Origin of the sequence: Rahnella victoriana (assembly GCF_021276285.1) — a bacterium.
Taxonomy (GTDB): Bacteria; Pseudomonadota; Gammaproteobacteria; order Enterobacterales; family Enterobacteriaceae; genus Rahnella; species Rahnella victoriana.
Window position 1 is genome coordinate 401,627 of the sequence record NZ_CP089920.1, and the last position, 17,272, is coordinate 418,898.

The 17,272-nt window shown below is 54.1% G+C and carries 14 protein-coding genes; 8 read left to right on the plus strand and 6 right to left on the minus strand.

The window, feature by feature from the left end:
• Positions 1-1,092: 1,092 nt before the first annotated feature.
• Positions 1,093-2,178, minus strand: a complete 1,086-nt coding sequence (locus J9880_RS23195; RefSeq protein WP_232770517.1) for an ABC transporter ATP-binding protein — start codon at positions 2,176-2,178, stop codon at positions 1,093-1,095.
• Between the two features lie 265 nt (positions 2,179-2,443).
• Positions 2,444-3,985: a MocR-like pyridoxine biosynthesis transcription factor PdxR gene (pdxR, locus tag J9880_RS23200; protein WP_131693602.1), complete on the minus strand. Its 1,542-nt coding sequence runs from the start codon at positions 3,983-3,985 to the stop codon at positions 2,444-2,446.
• Positions 3,986-4,131: 146 nt separating this feature from the next.
• Between pdxR and J9880_RS23205 the strand changes: the two genes are divergently transcribed.
• From J9880_RS23205 to J9880_RS23235, 7 genes are all read left to right on the plus strand, one after another.
• Positions 4,132-5,400 (plus strand): 4-aminobutyrate--2-oxoglutarate transaminase, encoded by a 1,269-nt coding sequence (locus J9880_RS23205; RefSeq protein WP_232770518.1) that lies wholly within the window; start codon positions 4,132-4,134, stop codon positions 5,398-5,400.
• A gap of 247 nt (positions 5,401-5,647) precedes the next feature.
• The gene (locus J9880_RS23210; protein WP_133822414.1) at positions 5,648-6,676 is read left to right on the plus strand and encodes an ABC transporter substrate-binding protein; all 1,029 of its coding nucleotides are present in this window, start codon (positions 5,648-5,650) and stop codon (positions 6,674-6,676) included.
• A gap of 169 nt (positions 6,677-6,845) precedes the next feature.
• Entirely contained in the window at positions 6,846-8,111 is a 1,266-nt protein-coding gene (locus tag J9880_RS23215) for an ABC transporter permease (protein ID WP_232770519.1), read from the plus strand.
• Between the two features lie 11 nt (positions 8,112-8,122).
• Entirely contained in the window at positions 8,123-8,962 is an 840-nt protein-coding gene (locus J9880_RS23220; RefSeq protein ID WP_408637242.1) for an ABC transporter permease, read from the plus strand.
• Between the two features lie 87 nt (positions 8,963-9,049).
• Positions 9,050-9,793 carry an SDR family NAD(P)-dependent oxidoreductase gene (locus tag J9880_RS23225; protein ID WP_232770520.1) on the plus strand — a complete coding sequence of 248 codons (744 nt, stop codon included), beginning with the start codon at positions 9,050-9,052 and terminating at the stop codon, positions 9,791-9,793.
• Positions 9,786-10,850, plus strand: coding sequence for a phosphotransferase (locus J9880_RS23230; protein WP_232770521.1), 1,065 nt, complete (start codon positions 9,786-9,788; stop codon positions 10,848-10,850). Before J9880_RS23225 ends, J9880_RS23230 begins: the two co-directional genes overlap by 8 nt.
• Positions 10,851-10,861: 11 nt before the next feature.
• The gene (locus J9880_RS23235; RefSeq protein ID WP_232770522.1) at positions 10,862-12,118 is read left to right on the plus strand and encodes an aspartate aminotransferase family protein; all 1,257 of its coding nucleotides are present in this window, start codon (positions 10,862-10,864) and stop codon (positions 12,116-12,118) included.
• A 129-nt stretch (positions 12,119-12,247) separates the two neighbouring features.
• Here the strand turns inward: J9880_RS23235 and J9880_RS23240 are convergent, their stop codons facing one another.
• Together J9880_RS23240 and J9880_RS23245 are read right to left on the minus strand one after the other, a co-directional pair.
• Positions 12,248-12,922, minus strand: coding sequence for a GntR family transcriptional regulator (locus J9880_RS23240; RefSeq protein ID WP_232770523.1), 675 nt, complete (start codon positions 12,920-12,922; stop codon positions 12,248-12,250).
• 174 nt (positions 12,923-13,096) lie between these two features.
• Positions 13,097-14,554 (minus strand): sugar porter family MFS transporter, encoded by a 1,458-nt coding sequence (locus tag J9880_RS23245; RefSeq protein ID WP_232770524.1) that lies wholly within the window; start codon positions 14,552-14,554, stop codon positions 13,097-13,099.
• A 354-nt stretch (positions 14,555-14,908) separates the two neighbouring features.
• Here J9880_RS23245 and fabV point away from each other — a divergent pair, with 354 nt between their 5' ends.
• Complete coding sequence (fabV, locus tag J9880_RS23250) at positions 14,909-16,105, plus strand: enoyl-ACP reductase FabV (protein WP_095925434.1); 1,197 nt, start codon at positions 14,909-14,911, stop codon at positions 16,103-16,105.
• 80 nt (positions 16,106-16,185) lie between these two features.
• On the opposite strand, the gene J9880_RS23255 is transcribed toward fabV, so the two are convergent.
• A complete protein-coding gene (locus tag J9880_RS23255) occupies positions 16,186-16,488 on the minus strand; it encodes a TM2 domain-containing protein (protein WP_095925435.1) in 303 nt (100 codons plus the stop codon).
• Between the two features lie 216 nt (positions 16,489-16,704).
• Positions 16,705-17,010 carry a YdgH/BhsA/McbA family protein gene (locus J9880_RS23260; protein ID WP_095925436.1) on the minus strand — a complete coding sequence of 102 codons (306 nt, stop codon included), beginning with the start codon at positions 17,008-17,010 and terminating at the stop codon, positions 16,705-16,707.
• Positions 17,011-17,272 lie beyond the last annotated feature (262 nt).

A 17,272-nucleotide genomic window follows, 5' to 3' on the forward strand; every position in this document is an offset into this window, starting at 1 on the left:
TGAACGCTCTTTCTCCCATGATTTAGGGATTGCAGGATGACAAGATTACGGGATTTTATGATTTCAGGATGTTGTCATCATCGGCTTATGTCATACACAAGAGATGCGGAAAAATAAAAATGCTGAGTCATTGTTAGTCCTCATCCCCGGATTCTATAATCTCACCATCTCACCATCTCACCATCTCACCATCTCACCATCTCACCATCTTTCTATCTTTCTATCTTACAATCCCAGACTCTTTGGATTCGATGATGCCAGTGCAGATTAGTCCTGTAATTCTGTGATTATATGATTCTCCCATTACCAGAATCCTGAGATATAAGGATACGTATCAGGATTACAGCACACTTATCATCCTGGAATCCTGATGCCACGCAGTGAAGAGTATTACTGCATCCCCGAATGCTGAGATTACAAGATTTAATGATTACAGGAGGCTGATGATATCCATAACGTAGAATCCAAAGATTTTATAATCCTGTAATCCCACTCTAATTCGAGGATTCGGAGATGTCAGGATTTAAAGTTATGAGTATGATAAACCGCGTACACAAGTCGCTGGCAGCCAGATGATAAGTATCCTGAGATTATATGATGCAGAATTAATCTCAGGATTATGGGATTTTGCATCCACACAGGGATTATGTAATCCTGTAATCATACTATAATAATCATGTAGATAGGGTTATTATTTGAATGTTAAATCCTGAGATTACGGGATTCTGATCAGGGTTTCATAATCCTGGGATGGCTGACCATGATTCCTGAATCCTGAGATATTATCCTGTGATTCTGTAATCCCGGCAGGCATCCTGAGATGAGGGGATGATAAGATGCGGTACTGTACCGACCTCATCCTGTGATTACAGGATTCAAAGTGCCAGGATTCTGTAATTATTGAATTACATGATTCCCAAAGGGTAGCGAAAGAAGATACAAAGATATCAGGATGATAGGATGTAAGAATCATAAGATAATGGGATAATGGGATAATGGGATGGCAGGAGACAGTACCATGATTTAAGGATGTCAGAATCCCTGAATCCCAAGAGCAGGTAATCTCAGGATTCAGGGATTTCAGGATTTAAATCAGTGGGTGATCACATCCAGTGCGCGCAGATGTTCCGGTTGCCAGGAAAGAAGCACTTCCGCACCGGGTTGCCACTCCGGCTTCATGGCTGCTGCAGAAAGTTTGACCATGAAATTATCCTGACCAGCGACCTCAGTGATCATGCGCACATGATCACCCAGATAAACAAATTGTTTTATTCTGGCTTTAACATGTTCCATCCCCGGCTGAGGGTTATTCACACTGATACGTTCAGGACGAATCGAGAGCAAAATCTTTTTGCCCAGTGAACTTGGCCGGATTTTTACAGCACGCAGTTGGGTTCCGTCATCAAGCGAGGCGCGATAGTAATCGCCTTCCGCTGCATTGTTGGTCGCCAGCAGGCTGTTATTCTCGCCGATGAATTGTGCGACAAACGCATTATCCGGTTTTTCATAGATTACACTCGGGCTGTCCATCTGCTGTATCACGCCATCATTAAACACCGCAACCCGGTCAGACATGGTCATGGCTTCACTTTGATCGTGTGTGACATACACAATCGTCAGGTCCAGCATCTGGTGCAATTGCTTAATTTCCATCTGCATATGCTCGCGCAATTGCTTGTCCAGCGCCCCAAGCGGTTCATCCATCAGGACCAGTTTCGGCTCAAACACCAGTGCGCGTGCAAGGGCAACACGTTGTTGCTGACCACCCGACATCTGGGCAGGGTAGCGATCGGCAAGGGATTTCAGCTTGACCATGTCCAGCACGCGATCAACTTTCTCTTTGATATCCGTCTTGTTGAGGCGGCGGATGGTCAGCGGGAAGGCCAGGTTTTCAGCCACGGTCATATGCGGAAACAGCGCATAGTTCTGGAAAACCATACCGATATCACGCTGATGGGGTGGCAGATTATGCAAGGGTTTGTCACGGAGCAGGATTTCGCCCTGAGTCGGCGTTTCGAAACCTGCAAGCATCATCAGGCTGGTGGTTTTGCCGGAACCGGAAGGCCCCAGCAGCGTCAGAAATTCCCCCTCATGCACATCAAGATTAAGATTCCTGACCACCAGTTTGTCGCCGTCGTAACTCTTCTTGATATTTTTGAAACTGACATACGTTCTCATCACGGCACTCCGCAGATAAAAATGATCGAAAATGGATGGACGCGACCCGGCACAATTTGTGCATATAACATCCTGAGAAGGATCGTCTGTGTGGTGTTATTAAAAATCTTTACCACCCGCCTCAGACGCGAACAAGCATTTTCTGACAAAGCGAAGTAAAAAATAAGCCTGCGGGAAATCTCACAGGCTTATGAATTTTATTGTATTTTTTATTGTACCTTGGGTTTTTGCTAGCAGTCTGCTGAGCATGTTACGCAGGATCAGGCTAGTCACCCGGTTCATCTGGGATGTATCGTTCTGGCGCTGGCGCTGCACTGACCGGATGCAGCCGGCGTCGCAAACAGTCAACGATATGCCCGAACGCTGCCTCAATTTCTTCTTCCGGCACGCAGCCGTAACCGAGCAAAAGCCCGCGTCGCGGGGCAGGGCGCAGGTAATACGCAGAAAGCGGGCGCGTCAGAATTTTCTTTTGCTCCAGCTCGGCGCTGAGCGCCACGTCATCGATCGAATCCGGTAAGGATAAAATCAGATGCAGCCCTGCGTTGCTGTTCTCACATAAAAATTCTGTCCCTAATTCCTGTTCAATCAGCCGCGTCAGGGCGTTACGGCGTTTGCCATAAAGCAGACGCATGCGACGGATATGGGCAGCGTAATGGCCTTCACGGATAAACTCCGCCAGCGTCAGTTGCGTCAGTCCGTTACCTGCGCGATAGAGTTCGGAATGCGCAATTTTCAGGCGCGACGCCAGCGGACGCGGGAGCACGACGTAGCTTATCCGCATCGCCGGATACAATGTCTTGCTGAACGTACCGATATAAATCACCGGCGCATCGCTGCTCAGCCCCTGCAATGCGGGGATCGGATTCCCCGAATAACGGAACTCACTGTCGTAATCATCTTCCACCACCCAACTGCCTTGCTGGCTGGCCATCGTCAGGATTTTTTGTCGTCTCGCCAGGCTCATCACGGACCCGAGCGGGTAGTGATGTGACGGTGTCACGCATATCAGCTTCGGCGCACGGTCCTGCGGCGGGCTGTCGGGTGGATCCATGCCGTTTTCATCCACCGGCACCGGCTGAATTTCTACGCCGTTGATGGTCAGCACATTGCGGATCCCCCAGTAACTCGGTTCTTCAATCCACGCGACGTCACCGGGGTCGCACAGCATTTTTGCCAGTAAATCCAGCGCCTGATGGGTTCCGGCGGTGATCAGGATCTGATCTGCGGTGCAGTCTACCGAACGGGCAATCCGCAGATAATCAGCCAGCGCCTGTTGCAGTTGCGGGCAGCCGCCGTGGCGGGAGTAGGTGAGGTATTCGGGATGCAGCCGCCGGCTCAGACGATTTTGCAGTTTGCGCCAGATATCGTGAGGAAATTTTGTCACATCCGGCACGCCGGGCATAAACGCGCCCCACTGGTGCGACGCCACGCCGGTGCGCGTCAGCAGTTGCGACCCCCGTTTGGACAGCGATACGTGGCTGCGAAGCGGCGCACAACGCGGGGTGGTTTTATCGGCAATCACACCGTCTTTGGGTAAATCAGCGGTGACGAAGGTACCACTTCCGGTGCGGGTCTGAATGTACCCTTCGGCCTGCAATTGTTCGTAAGCGGCGAGCACGGTATTGCGCGAAATATCCAGTTCTTTGGCCAGGTCGCGGGAGGCGGGTAACCGGCTGCCGGGCGTGATACTGCCGTCAAAGATAGCCTGTTGTAATGCCTGATAAACCCGCTTATTCAGTGTGCCTGTTACGGCTTCTGAAAGTCCTGTCAGGCGCTGCAAAATGAGGTCAGAAAGCAATGAGCGCAAAAGTGGATCCTCAAAATAATTCAAACTGGTTCTGGATTATAGAGCCGCTGGCGGGATAAAAAACAAGAACGGATTGCTTATTCGACAAATTGTTCACCTCGCAACCGGCAGTCCAAAAACATCAACCTTCAGGGCAGGAGCGAAAGATGAGTCACAGTGAACTGGAAAAACGCCGTAAAGCCGCGACACCGCGTGGTGTTGGCGTCATGTGTGATTTCTATGCGGCGAAGGCAGAAAACGCCACGTTGTGGGATGAGCAGGGAAGGGAATACATCGACTTTACTGCCGGGATTGCGGTGCTGAATACCGGGCATCGTCACCCTAAAATCGTTGAGGCAATCCGCCGGCAGCTCGATTTATTCACCCATACCTCCTACCAGATTGTGCCTTACGCCAGCTTTGTTGAACTGGCGGAACGCATCAACGAAATCTCTCCGGTGAGCGGAACAGCGAAAACCACGTTCTTCAGTACCGGAGCGGAAGCGGTCGAAAATGCGGTGAAGATTGCCCGCTCAGCCACCGGCCGCCCTGGCATTATCACGTTCTCCGGCGCATTTCATGGCCGCACGTTGCTGACCATGGCCCTTACCGGCAAAGTCGTGCCTTACAAAGTGGGTTTCGGCCCGTTCCCTGCTTCCGTTTTTCACGCCCAGTATCCGAATGCGGTTTACGGCGTCACCACGGAAATGGCGCTCGACAGTATCGAACGTATTTTCCGCAGTGATATCAGCCCGCAGCAAGTCGCGGCCATTTTGTATGAGCCGGTGCAGGGCGAGGGGGGTTTTAATATCGCCCCGGACGATTTTGTAAAAGGGTTGCGTGAAATCTGTGACCGTCACGGCATCGTCATGATCGCCGACGAAGTCCAAAGCGGTTTTGCGCGTACCGGCAAAATGTTTGCGTCGGAATATTATCCGGATGCGAAACCGGACCTCGTCACGATGGCGAAAAGTCTGGGCGGCGGGTTGCCGATTTCCGGCGTAACAGGGCGCGCTGAACTGATGGATGCACCGGAGCCGGGTGGCCTCGGCGGCACGTACGCCGGTAACCCGCTGGCGGTGGCTTCCGCGCTGGCCGTGCTGGATATCATCCGTGAAGAAAAACTCTGCGACCGCGCCAGCCGCCTGGGCGCTGAGCTGGTGGAAGTGCTGGAAAAAGCCAAAGCGACGTGTCCGGCGCTGGTGGATGTTCGCGGTCGGGGATCGATGGTGGCGGCGGAATTTAACGATCCGGCCACCGGCAAACCTTCTGCCGACCTGACCAGACAGTATCTGCGTAAGGCACTTGATGCCGGATTGCTGATGCTGAGCTGCGGGGTGCACGGCAACGTTATCCGTTTCCTCTATCCGCTGACCATTCCTGACGCGCAGTTCCGGGACGCGCTGGCTATTTTGTCCGACGTACTGGCTGACTGAGGAAACCTATACAGTGCAGTGATGCACGAAAGCAGTGCTGATAATCAGAAACTGAAGGGTCATGAGGCATAAAAAAATCACATAACGCCTCTTTCATCCCTGTCCGCCCGCCGTGTTGTGCGTGGCGGACAGAACCAACAGGAATGGCATGGTTTATGCTTTATTATAAAATATGATGCATCATATTTTTAACAATGCCGTTCTCTTCGCGCTTTTCGACTTTTTTTGTTAACCCAGGAGTCACAGCATGTTTAAGAAAATTGCCCTTACCACTCTTCTTGCAGGGTTAGTGTTTCAGGCTCAGGCAGAATCCCTGACCGTGATCTCTTTCGGCGGCCTGAATAAGGACGCTCAGGACAAAGCCTTTTACAAACCCTTTGCCGCCACAGGAAAAGGTACGATCGAGCCGGGGGAGTACAACGGCGAAATGGCGCGTATCCGTGCCATGGTGGAAACCAAACAGGTCGGCTGGGATGTGGTTGAAGTGGAAAGCCCGGAACTGATCCGCGGCTGTGACGAAGGGCTGTTTGAACCGCTGGACTGGAGCAAACTGGGCGACAAAACGCAGTACGTGCCGGGCGCGGTCACCGAATGCGGCGCGGGGATTTTTCTGTGGTCCACCGTGCTGACCTATGACGCCAGCAAACTGAAAAAAGCACCCACCAGCTGGGCAGACTTCTGGGATGTGAAAGATTTTCCGGGCAAACGCGCCCTGCGCAAAAGCGCCAAATTCACGCTGGAAATTGCCCTGCTGGCTGACGGCGTGAAACGTGAAGACATCTATAAAGTGCTGGCGACGCCAGCGGGTGTTGAACGCGCCTTCAAAAAACTCGATCAGATCAAACCGAATATTCAGTGGTGGGAATCCGGCGCACAACCCCTGCAATGGCTGGTCTCCGGCGACGTGGTCATGACGTCTGCCTATAACGGTCGCGTCAGCGCCGCGCAGGGCGAAGGCCATGATTTCAAAATGGTCTGGGATAACAGCCTCTACGACCTCGACAGCTGGGCGATCGTTAAAGGCTCCAGACACAAAGATCTGGCAGAACAGTTTATCGCTTTCGCTAATAAGCCTGAAAACCAGAAAGTCTTCGCTGAAACCATCCCTTACGGCCCGACCGAAAAATCGGTTACCGGCATGATTGACCCGAAATATGCACAGAATCTGCCGACCGCAGAGAAAAACCTGGCAGGCGCATTGCAGGTAGATACTCACTTCTGGATTGAGCATGGTGAAGACTTAGAACAGAGGTTCAACGCCTGGGCCGCGAAGTAAGCACTTCATCCTTCGGTCTGACTCTGCGCTGGCCGCCTTCGCAGACCCCGGCCACATACTTTTGTATGTTCCCGGGGCTCTGTCTCAGTTGCCGCCTTGATTCAGACCGAATGATTTTGTGCTGAACATGGGTGAAAAATGAAACCGGAGCCCGCAGCGGGAGAAAAACATGAGCCAAACCGAAATGTTGACCACACCGGTGGCGGAAGGATCTGCGCAAGGGCCGACGCTTCGTCAGCGTTTGCGCAAAGTGGAAGCGGCATATACGCGCCGTTCATTGTTGCTGATTGCGCCGCTGTTGCTGTTTGTTATCGTCAGTTTTTTGTTCCCGATTGCGTCCATTCTCGGCAAGAGTGTGACCAATCCGGAGCTGGGGGCAACCCTGCCGGACACGGTGGCGCAGCTTGCCCGCTGGGATGGCAAAACCGTGCCGGATGAAGCCACGTTTTCCGCGCTGGTCACTGATTTGCGCAATGCCCGCAACAGCGGCCAGATGGCAACCGTCGCCAAGCGTTTAAGCTACGAAGATAACCGTTACCGCAGCCTGATCACCGGCACGTTGCGTCACGTACCGCAAGACGGCGGGGCGATCCGTGAACCGCTGATCCGGAGCATGCCGCTGTGGGGCGAACTCAGCACCTGGCAGACGCTGCAACGCGCTGCACGTCCGGTGACGTCCCTCTATTTACTGTCGGCGTTTGACCGCAAGGTGGACGTGGAGAGCGGCCACATCGTCGCACTGCCGCCGGATCAGGCGCTGTACGTCAACGTTCTGCTGCGAACGTTGTGGATGGCGCTGGTGGTCACGCTATGTTGCGTCGCGCTGGGTTATCCGCTGGCGTACTGGCTGGCGAAACAACCGGTCGGGCGCGCTAACCTGCTGATGATTCTGGTGCTGCTGCCGTTCTGGACCTCGCTGATTGTCCGCACCGCGAGCTGGATTGTGCTGTTGCAGTCAGGCGGTCTGATTAACCGTGCGCTGCTTGCCACCGGCATCATTGATCACCCGGTGGTGATGGTGTTTAACCGTCTCGGCGTGTACATCTCGATGACCCACATTATGCTGCCGTTTATCGTGCTTCCTTTATATGCCGTGATGAAGGGCATTTCACCCAACTACGTCCGCGCTGCGATTTCACTCGGTGCGCATCCTTTCTCTGCCTTCTGGCGGGTGTACGTGCCGCAAACGTATGCCGGTGTCACCGCCGGTGCCTTGCTGGTATTTATGATGGCGATCGGCTACTACATCACGCCTGCGCTGCTGGGCGGGCCGGGTGATCAGATGGTCAGTTACTTCGTGGCCTTCTTCACCAACACGACCATGAACTGGGGAATGGCCGCCGCGCTGGGCAGTCAGCTGCTGGTGATTGTGGTGCTGCTGTACATCGTTTATATCCGCGTCACGCGCACCAAAGCTGAAATTGCCGTCCATTAAGGAGCCGGAAGATGAAACACACGATGAAGCAAAAAGGGGCGTTAATACTGCGGTTGTGGCGCTGGTGTTTTAATTTCTACAGCGCGGCAATCCTGCTGTTTCTGATTGTGCCGGTGCTGATCATTGTCCCGCTGTCGTTCAACGCCGGGTCGTTTCTCAGTTATCCGCTGACCGGTTTTTCGCTGCGCTGGTATCAGACATTTTTCCATTCGGATGAATGGCTGAGCTCGCTGGGCAACAGCCTGCTGATTGCGCCGCTGGCCACTTTGCTGGCGACCGTTCTGGGTGTGCTGGCGTCGGTCGGGCTGGTGCGCGGCGAGTTTCGTGGCAAATCGCTGGTGATGGCGATCCTGATATCGCCGATGATCGCGCCGGTAGTGATTATCGCCGTGGGCATGTTCTTCTTCTTTGCCCGCGTGTCGCTGCTTAACAGCTATCTCGGGCTGGTGCTGGCGCATGCGTTGCTCGGCGTGCCGTTCGTGGTGATCACGGTCGTGGCGATACTGAAAAATTATGACCGCAATCTGTCGCGCGCGGCGGCCAGTCTCGGCGCCTCGCCGTGGACCGTATTCCGTAAGGTCACGCTGCCGCTGATTGCGCCCGGTGTGTTTTCCGGTGCGCTGTTTGCCTTTGCGGCCTCTTTCGACGAAGTGGTGGTGACCTTATTCCTCGCCAGTCCGCGCCAGCGCACGTTGCCTATTCAGATGTTTGCCGGTATCCGCGAAAACCTCGATCCGACCATTGCGGCAGCGGCATCGCTGATGGTCGGCGCATCGCTGATTTTGTTGCTGGTGATGGAACTGCTGCGCCGCCGTGGCGAACGCCTGCGTCATTCACCGGTAACACACTGACGTCACATTCATCAGAGGACTTTACAGGTCCTCTTTTTTTGATTATTCCTGATGCATCAAATATCAAAAATAACGGGAGCCATCCTCATGACCGATACAACTCAGAAAAAAACACTTTTACTGACCGGGGCAAGCCGTGGCATCGGTCACGCGACCGTCAAACATTTCTACGCCGCAGGGTGGCGGATTTTCACCGCATCGCGTCAGAACTGGGTGGATGAATGCCCGTGGGCCGAAGGGTTCCTCAACCATATTCATCTTGATCTGGAAGATATCGACAGCGTGCAGAAAGCTATACCGATGATTAAAGAACGCCTCGGCGGACGGCTGGACGCGCTGGTGGATAACGCCGGTATTTCGCCAAAAACGCCGACCGGCGGGCGTCTGGGTGTGCTCGACAGCGATTATGCCACCTGGTTACAGGTGTTTAACGTCAACCTGTTTTCAACCGCCATGCTGGCCACCGGCTTGTTTGATGAGCTGAAAGCGGCGCAGGGCAGCATTATTAATGTGACGTCGATTGCGGGCAGCAAAGTGCATCCGTTTGCCGGTGTGGCCTACGCCTGTTCCAAAGCGGCGCTCTCCACCCTGACCCGCGAAATGGCGCATGAGTTCGGTCCGCATGGCATCCGTGTCAACGCCATTGCGCCGGGAGAAATCGACACCGCCATACTCTCGCCGGGTACGCAGGAGATCGTCGAGCGCAGCGTGCCGTTGCAGCGTCTCGGCAAAGCCGAAGAAGTCGCCTCGCTGATCCATTTTCTCTGTACTTCAGGGGCGTCCTACGTCAATGGCGCGGAAATTCACGTCAACGGCGGTCAGCATGTCTGAAGCCCCTTCGCGGTTGACGGCGGGTCTGCTCACCACCGCCGTGCCACACGTCAGCACATCGCAGGCCGAACAGATTGCTGCGCAGATTTACGGGCTGGACGGCGTGGCGCAGGTGCTGGGCGGCGAGCGTGACAGCAATTTTTGCCTGACCACTCTTTCTGGTCGCGCCTATATGCTGCGCTTTGTGAATCCCGCTGAAGTCCCCGCCGAAGTGGATTTTCAGACCGCCATTCTCAGCCATCTCGCCCGGCGGGACAGCGCGTTACCGGTGCCGCGTTTACAGCAAAGCCGCAGCGGGGAACTTACGCCGCAGGTGGATGTGGCCGGACAAACGCTGACGCTGCGCGCCGTGAGTTATCTGCCGGGTACCGCGCAATATCAGGTGCCGCGCAGCAAAACGCTGATGCGGACTCTCGGCGAGACGCTGGCCCGGCTGGATATCGCACTGAGCGATTTTGAACATCCGGGGGCGGCGCGTGATTTGCTTTGGGATATCAGCGACATGTCGCGGTTGCACGGCTTGCTACCGCATCTTACTGACCCTGAACAGCGACGCACGATTGCCCGCGTGCTGGATTCGCATCAGCAAAAAGTCATGCCCGCCAGTCCACAACTTCGCCGTCAGGTGATCCACAATGACCTCAACGCCCACAATGTGCTGGTCAGCAGCGCGGACCCGCAGCGTCTGGCGGGCATTATTGATTTCGGTGATGCCCTGAGGGCGCCCCTGATTAACGAACTGGCGACGGCGCTGGCTTATCAGCTGGACGGCGAAGGCAGCGATTTATTCCACTTTTGCCACCCGATGATCGCCGCTTATACCGCCCGTCAGCCGCTGACGGAAGCAGAGCTGGAGCTGTTGCCGGAACTGGTTGCGTCGCGGCTGGCGCTGAGTTTACTGATCGCCCAGCACCGCGCCGTACTCTATCCGCAGAACCGCGACTATATCCTGCGTAATCAGACGCATGCCTGGGGAAGTTTATCGCGGCTGATGACGTTCCCCTTTTCGCAGACTGGCGAGATGTTCCGGCAGTCCTGTGCATCTGAACTGAAGTAAAGAGGATGACCATGCTCACAACGCAACAGGTATCAGAAGGCCGCCGGCAATTTCTCGGTGGCGGCTACCGGCTGTTTTATCAGGAGCCGCTGCACGTGGTGCGCGGCGAAGGCGTCTGGCTGTATGACAACGAAGGGCGCCGCTATCTTGATGCTTACAACAATGTCGCGTCCGTCGGCCATTGCCATCCGGCGGTGGTGGACGCCATTGCCACGCAGGCATCGCAGCTCAATACCCATACCCGCTATCTGAACGATGCGATTGTCGAGTTTGCAGAAGATTTTCTGACGGAGTTTCCGCCGGAACTGCGCAATCTGACCATGACCTGTACCGGCAGCGAAGCCAACGATCTGGCATTACGTGTGGCGCGGCAGATCACCGGCGGGCAGGGCGTGCTGGTGACGCGCTGGGCCTATCACGGTGTGACCAGTGCGCTGGCGGAACTTTCGCCCTCGCTCGGCGAAGGTGTTGAGCAGGGCAAAAATGTCTGGCTGATTGACGCGCCGGACACATTTCGCCATCCCGGTGAATTCGCGGCAGGCGTGGAGCGGGTGCTGGACGCGATGAAACAGGCAGGCGTAAAACCGGCGGCGCTGCTGCTGGACACAATTTTCTCCAGCGACGGCGTTTTCAGCCCCGAACCGGCGGAGATGCAACGCGCCGTGGCATGGGTACGGGCGGCGGGCGGATTGTTTATTGCCGACGAAGTCCAGCCCGGATTTGGCCGTACCGGCAGCCAGCGCTGGGGATTCGCCCGTTACGGCGTGATGCCGGATCTGGTCAGTCTCGGCAAACCGATGGGCAACGGCCATCCGGTCGCGGGACTGGTGGGCAGACCGGAACTGTTCGCCGAATTCGGCCGCCGTCAGCGTTATTTCAACACTTTCGGTGGCAATCCGGTCTCGTGCCGCGCGGCACACGCCGTGTTGCAGGTATTACGTCGTGAGGCGTTACAGCAGAACGCGCAACTGACCGGGGCACTTCTGCGGGAGGGATTACAAAAACTGGCGGCGCGTTATCCGGTCATCGGCGATGTGCGCGGTGACGGCTTGTTTATCGGCGTCGAACTGGTGAGCGATCAGCGCAATACGCCTGCGCCTGAACGCGCCGCCTGTGTGGTCAATGCCATGCGCCGGAAACAGGTCCTGATCAGCGCCACCGGTCCGGCAGCGAACGTCCTGAAAATCCGTCCACCGCTGGTCTTTAAACCGGAACACGCCGCGCTGCTACTGGACACACTGGCGGATGTGCTGGGGGAAATGGGGTGAGAGATTCGTCACGTCGAACCATTTAAGCCCTGAAAGTGTCATATTTGAACCTTTATGCCGTTCACGACGCTATTTGCGCATTCTGGCAGTAAAAATCGACATGAAAGGGTCATATTTGACACTTTCACCTCACGCTTTTTCACGTCCCACGGCCAGAAATTCCACCATCTTCTGGCTGCCGTCGAGGATATCTTCCTGAATGGCCCGCCGGGCTGCCGCGCTGTCGCCTTTACGCAGCGCGATCAAAATCTCTTCGTGATGCTCAATCGCCATGCGTTCGGAGAAATGGGCATACGCCTGCGCAATCAGCGGGCCGGTGCGCATCCATAAACTGTCGATAAAGTTGCTCAGTAACGGCATGCGCGCGCTTTGCGCCAGCATCAGGTGAAACTCACTGTTCAGGCGCAGGGCTTCGGGTAAATCTTCGTTGCTGATGGCCTGACGGTTGTTTTCGATGTTCTGCGTAATCCGCTGTAATTCGTATTCCGTCACCGACTGCGCGGCTTTTTCTGCGCCCAGCCCTTCCAGCTCCAGCCGTAAGGTACGGATTTCCTGATATTGCTGCTCATCGAGCTGCGGCACGCGGATATCTTTCGGTGTGCGCATCTCCAGCGCCTGTTCTTTTGCCAGCTGCAAAATAGCATCCCGCACGGGCGTGACGCTGGTGCCAACCTGCTCCGCCAGTTCACGGATACGCAGACGATCATTGGGTTTCAGACGACCGGTGATCAGGGCTTCGCGCAAGGTGGCGTAAACGCTGCTGCCCAGATAAGCGTGATTAATCGAACTGATGGGATAATTCAAAGGTTCACCGTAGCAATAATGTGCGCGCACCCGGAGTTGGGATAAGGGCGTGGAAACCGATTATACAACATGATGCATCAGATGTGAGGGTGGCGGGGACAGGCTTTTATCGGCTTTCATGAGCCTTTACCGGCCAGATCTCTCGCTGGCCGGTAAAGGTGAAACTATGGGAATTTAACTGCCCGCTTCCTGCGGAACTGGGTCATCCTGCAATTGTTTCTTAAAGTGTTTCTCAATCTGCTCTAAGGTTTTACCCTGCGTCTCCGGCGCGAATATCAGGGCGAATAGGCCGCCTGCGACGCCGATGGCCGCGAAACAGAAGAAGGACAGGGTCAGGCCGATGGAACTCAGCATGATCGGGAACATAAAAGCGATGGAGAAGTTGGTCATCTGCATCGCAAAGACCGACACACCGTTCGCCATCCCGCGGATACGCATCGGGAACATTTCCGACAGCAGCAGCCAGGTGACCGGCGAAAGCGCGCCCTGCTGGAAACACAGGAAAATCAGCATACCGCCTAATACCAGATAACTGCGCACCGCATCCGGATGCCCGTTGACGGTTTCCGGCATCAGCCAGGTCACCAACCCGATGGCAAGCAGCGTCAGGGTACAGCCAATCTGACCGGTCAGCAGCAGCGGACGGCGGCCGAAACGGCTGAGCAGCATGATGCCGACAAAGGTCATGATCACCGAGATCACCCCGTTGGCGATAGTTGCCATCAGAGACGCATTGGTGCTCAGCCCGGTGGCCTGCAACATAGTCGGCGCGTAGAACATAATGGTGTTCACGCCGGAAAGTTGTTGCAGCATGGCGATACCAATCCCCAGAAACACCAGGCGTTTCATCCAGACAGAAATGGTTTTCTGACGGCGGGAATGCTTCTCGCTTTTGGAACTCATGGAACTGCGGATTTCGCTCAGCTCTTTCTCTACTTTCCCTGCTTTACGGGTACGTTCCAGCACGTCACGCGCCTCGCGATAGCGGCCGTGCATGGCGTACCAGCGCGGCGTATCCGGCAGGAACAGCATCCCGACCCACAAAATCACCGCCGGAACACAGGCGACACCCAGCATCCAGCGCCAGGTGGTCTCACCGCCCCAGACTTCGTTGATCGCCGCGTTACTGGTATAGGCGATCAGCTGACCGGAGACGATCATCAGTTCCTGTAAGGTGACGAACTGCCAGCGGCGATGGGAAGGCACGATTTCGGCGATATAAATGGGCACAATCGCCGCCGCACCGCCTACCGCCAGACCCAGAATAAACCGGCAAATAATCATTATCACCACGTTGGGCGCGGTGGCACAGCCGAGTGAACCGGCCATAAAGATCACCGCCATCACCAGGATGATTTTCTTACGCCCGAAACGGTCCGCCACACGCCCGGCGCAGATTGCGCCCACGGCAGAACCCAGGATCAGGAAGCTGGTCACCATCCCCGTGGTTAACGATGTCAGATGCAAATCGTGCTTCATAAACAGCAAAGCACCCGCTATCACCCCGGTATCGTAGCCAAACAGTAAGCCACCGAGGGTGGCAATAAAGGCGATCACTTTTACCAGCGGTTCGGTCGGTTGCGAGGCTTTCACCGTCTCATTCCGATCGCCGCTGTTTATTTTCTCAGTCACAGACGCTCCCTAAATATGGCTATTATTATGGTTATTGTGTGATGCAGATCACACCGTATAACCCTAACCCAAAATGAGAATTTTGAAAGGGAAGTGGCGAAATGAAGGGAAACGGACAGCCGCTGGCGCTGATTTTTCGGAAAATACGTCACCTGCCGCAGGCACCGCGTCATAACTGAATTACACTCAGCAGAACGAATTTTTGTCTGTTTTTTCCGCTTTCTGAGCAAACTGCCCCCGAATTAGGGTCAGAGAAGTCTGTTTACGTGGCGTAGAAGCGTCAGGTTTTGCCTGAAACGGCGCAAACCTATATTCTATCGGCCAATTTACTGAGACAGTTGCAATGAGGTCTATATGATTATCAAACCACGCATCCGTGGCTTTATCTGTGTTACTGCCCATCCGGAAGGTTGCAAGGCGAACGTTAAAGAACAAATCGACTACGTGACTGCGCAAGGCAAAATCGCTGGCGGTCCGAAAAAAGTCCTGGTGATTGGCGCGTCTACCGGCTACGGCCTCGCTGCCCGCATCTCTGCTGCTTTCGGTTCTGACGCTGCCACGCTGGGCATCTTCTTCGAACGTCCGGGCGATGAGTCCAAAACCGCGACTGCGGGCTGGTACAACTCCGCCGCATTCGAAGAGTTTGCCGATGCGAAAGGCCTGTATGCAAAAAGCATCAACGGCGATGCGTTCTCTGATGAAGTGAAGCAAAAGACCATTGAGCTGATCAAACAAGATTTGGGTCAGGTCGATCTGGTGGTTTACAGCCTGGCTGCGCCGCGCCGTACCCATCCGAAAACCGGTGAAGTGTTCAACTCCACCCTGAAACCAATCGGTAAGCAAGTCACGATCCGTGGCATCAATACCGACAAAGAAACCATCAACGAAACCACGCTGGAACCGGCAACGCCTGAAGAAATCGCGGGCACCGTTGCCGTTATGGGTGGCGAAGACTGGCAGATGTGGATCGACGACCTGAAAGCCGCCGGTGTGCTGGCTGAAGGCGCGAAAACCACCGCGTTCACCTATCTGGGTGAAGAAGTGACGCAGGACATCTACTGGAACGGTTCTATCGGTGAAGCGAAGAAGGATCTGGACAAACGTGTTCTTGATATCCGAAGCACACTGGCAGAGCAGGGCGGCGACGCGCGTGTTTCCGTACTGAAAGCGGTTGTTACGCAGGCAAGTTCTGCTATCCCTGTGATGCCGCTGTACCTTTCCCTGCTGTTCAAAGTGATGAAAGAGAAAGGCACCCATGAAGGGTGTATCGAGCAGGTTTATGGTCTGTACAAAGACAGCCTGTACGGCGCTGAGCCACTGGTCGATAACGAAGGCCGTCTGCGCGCTGACCTGAAAGAGATCGCGCCAGAAGTGCAGGAAGAAGTCGGTAAACTGTGGAATGAAGTCACCAACGATAACATCCCTGAGCTGACTGATTTTGCGGGTTACAAAAGCGAGTTCATGCGTCTGTTCGGCTTTGGCCTGAACGGTGTGGATTACGCAGCCGACACCAATCCGGACGTAAAAATCAAACATCTGATCCAGATGTAATCTGATTTAACGCCAAAGATTGCTGAGAACCCACATCCGCCGAAAGGTGGGTGTGGGTTTTTTATGATTGCAATATTAACTCAGCCGTATTTCCTGGCGAAATTTTCATCTGAATCGCACAGATAAATAATGAATTCAATGAATGCAATTATTGAAGGGATAAACGTCCAGCAAAAGATGAGGTATAAGAACCCTTGCCCGATTTTACCCAAATAGAACTTATGAACACCAAAACCACCGAGGAAGAAAGCTAATAAAGCTGCTGCAACCCTGCTTTTAGTACCCTGAGGATTAATGCTTTGAGTTGCTCCACAATGAGGGCAAGATTTAGCCGACTCGTGGATCTCTTTTCCGCATCCTCTACAAAAAACCATAGATCCCATTTCTATTTCCTTACTTGTTATTATTCGGACTAATCTTACCCGTTATTATCATTTAGAAAAAGAGAATGATGACGCCTTCAGGCTTATGGGCACAGCTGTGAATACAAGGTCCGTGGGAGTAATGATTTTCCATAAACGCTATACATGAAATAAAAAAAAACGCCGCAACCCTGAAAGTCTGCGGCGTTTCTATTTCACAACTCTCTTCTCTGCACATCACCCATAAGCCACTTTGTGATTGATATGGTAAAAGGTCGCGGTGGCGGCCATGACGTGTTGCTGTTCTTTGCCCGGTTTGTGCGATTCCACATTGGTGATGTGGTAGCCGACGGCACCTGCATCCAGCGCTTTTTTAACAAATGCGTTGTTGAGTTCTTCCATGGAGGTGGCCCAGGATACCGTGGTCACGCCGACGGCTTGCAGGGAGGCGATCTCACGATGCGATAACCCTGCGCGGACCAAAACAGGCTTAACCGCTTTTGGATAGAATATAGATAAAACATCATTCACTAAGCCTTTCATGGATTTACCCCTCATCAGGTCATTTTCTAAATCGGATAGTCAGTCGCGCTGTAAATGAAAACGGGTGATTGCGCACCTGAATTATTTAGCGGGGACAAGGCTAATAAACACCTTTCCATGTAAACACCTTTAGCTTTAATTGCTAATTCATTGTTAAGCAATCTTCCGCCACAATTAACGCGAGAGTGAAAGAGGATATTTTCATCTGGTTACAGGTTCGTCATTTTTGACATGAATGCAAAAAGGGCGCATTCCGCGCCCT

Bases quoted from the DNA above. Each gene is read 5' to 3' on its own strand.
- J9880_RS23195 (WP_232770517.1), bottom strand. From the start codon at position 2,178: ATGAGAACGTATGTCAGTTTCAAAAATATCAAGAAGAGTTACGACGGC.
- J9880_RS23205 (WP_232770518.1), top strand. From the start codon at position 4,132: ATGAGTCACAGTGAACTGGAAAAACGCCGTAAAGCCGCGACACCGCGT.
- J9880_RS23210 (WP_133822414.1), top strand. From the start codon at position 5,648: ATGTTTAAGAAAATTGCCCTTACCACTCTTCTTGCAGGGTTAGTGTTT.
- J9880_RS23215 (WP_232770519.1), top strand. From the start codon at position 6,846: ATGAGCCAAACCGAAATGTTGACCACACCGGTGGCGGAAGGATCTGCG.
- J9880_RS23220 (WP_408637242.1), top strand. From the start codon at position 8,123: ATGAAACACACGATGAAGCAAAAAGGGGCGTTAATACTGCGGTTGTGG.
- J9880_RS23225 (WP_232770520.1), top strand. From the start codon at position 9,050: ATGACCGATACAACTCAGAAAAAAACACTTTTACTGACCGGGGCAAGC.
- J9880_RS23230 (WP_232770521.1), top strand. From the start codon at position 9,786: ATGTCTGAAGCCCCTTCGCGGTTGACGGCGGGTCTGCTCACCACCGCC.
- J9880_RS23235 (WP_232770522.1), top strand. From the start codon at position 10,862: ATGCTCACAACGCAACAGGTATCAGAAGGCCGCCGGCAATTTCTCGGT.
- fabV (WP_095925434.1), top strand. From the start codon at position 14,909: ATGATTATCAAACCACGCATCCGTGGCTTTATCTGTGTTACTGCCCAT.
- J9880_RS23255 (WP_095925435.1), bottom strand. From the start codon at position 16,488: ATGGGATCTATGGTTTTTTGTAGAGGATGCGGAAAAGAGATCCACGAG.
- J9880_RS23260 (WP_095925436.1), bottom strand. From the start codon at position 17,010: ATGAAAGGCTTAGTGAATGATGTTTTATCTATATTCTATCCAAAAGCG.